This is a genomic window from Streptomyces sp. NPDC016469, from assembly GCF_040632905.1.
Taxonomy (GTDB): Bacteria; Actinomycetota; Actinomycetes; order Streptomycetales; family Streptomycetaceae; genus Streptomyces.
The window spans coordinates 1-1009 of the sequence record NZ_JBEYCQ010000141.1 but is presented as its reverse complement, the minus strand read 5'-3'; the positions used below and the strand labels follow the sequence as shown (position 1 = coordinate 1009).

Sequence of the window (1009 nt, the reverse complement as noted above, 5' to 3'; positions counted from 1 at the left end):
ATTGCATTAAAAGAGAAAGAAGCTGCTGTCAAAGAATCTCAACAGATTGAAGCTTTACGATTGCTTGAAGAAGAAACATTAAAAGCTCAACAAATCATGGAAGAAAAAAAAGAGCTCGATCGGAAGAAGAAAGAAGAGCATGAAAAACTCCTAAAACAAGTGGAGGAAGAAGCGAAGAAAGCTGAAATTGAATTAGCGAGTATTGAAGCTGACTTAGAAAAACAGGAATTAGAAAGGAAAAAGGAGCTGCAAGAATTCGAGGGGAAAAAGATCGAATCCACTAGGCAGGTAAATATCCTTCAAGCTGAAAATGATAAGAATAATTTAGAGCATCAAAAAGAGTTACTTGGCTTCACACATTCAGAACCAGAAATAGCTGTTGCTAGTGAACTATCGCCATCACCAAGTATTGTAGTGCCAAAATTAACGATAAAAGAACGTCTTCAGGAACTCGACTTTGAAGAAGTAAAAAGATTATTTCTTCAATTTCTAAAAAATAGTGTAAAGACTTCTGTTCGCTTTTCTAAAAAGGCATATACTATGTTTAAAGAATACCGTATTAAACAATTAGCTGCAAAAGAAGAAAAAAAGAAGGATGCAGCTAAGAAATTAGAAATAGAAGAAAAGCTAGCTTTTGAGAAAATTAAGTTCATGGAAGAGTTGAAAAAGGATCATGAACAGCAAGAAAAGGAAATACAAAGAGCAGTAAAACTTAAAGAAAAAGAAATGAGTAAACAACACAGAATAGAAAACCGGTATGTCGCTGCAATGAAAAAAAGCCCTGTTAGAAAACAAAAGCTTGGTCTTGGTAGTTTTCTTCTGAAATCAGTTGCATTTTTAGTAGTAATAGTTGCAATTATATATGTTTTTCATTTGGGTGATAAGTTTCCAATACTAATGGAGATAGAAAACTTCGTTGATAATTTTATTTCTTCTATTTCAAGTACTTAAAAAAAAGGCTAGGTCTTATACCTGGCCTGCACATCAGGGGGGTCGCCGAGTGGCGGGC

At 34.3% G+C, this 1009-nt stretch carries 1 protein-coding gene; it reads left to right on the top strand.

Annotation, left to right across the window (positions count from 1 at the left end; translation table 11 throughout):
• The coding region (locus ABZ565_RS35835; protein WP_361036513.1) for a hypothetical protein at positions 1-951 on the top strand (951 nt) is incomplete at its 5' end.
• Between the last annotated feature and the right edge of the window lie 58 nt (positions 952-1009).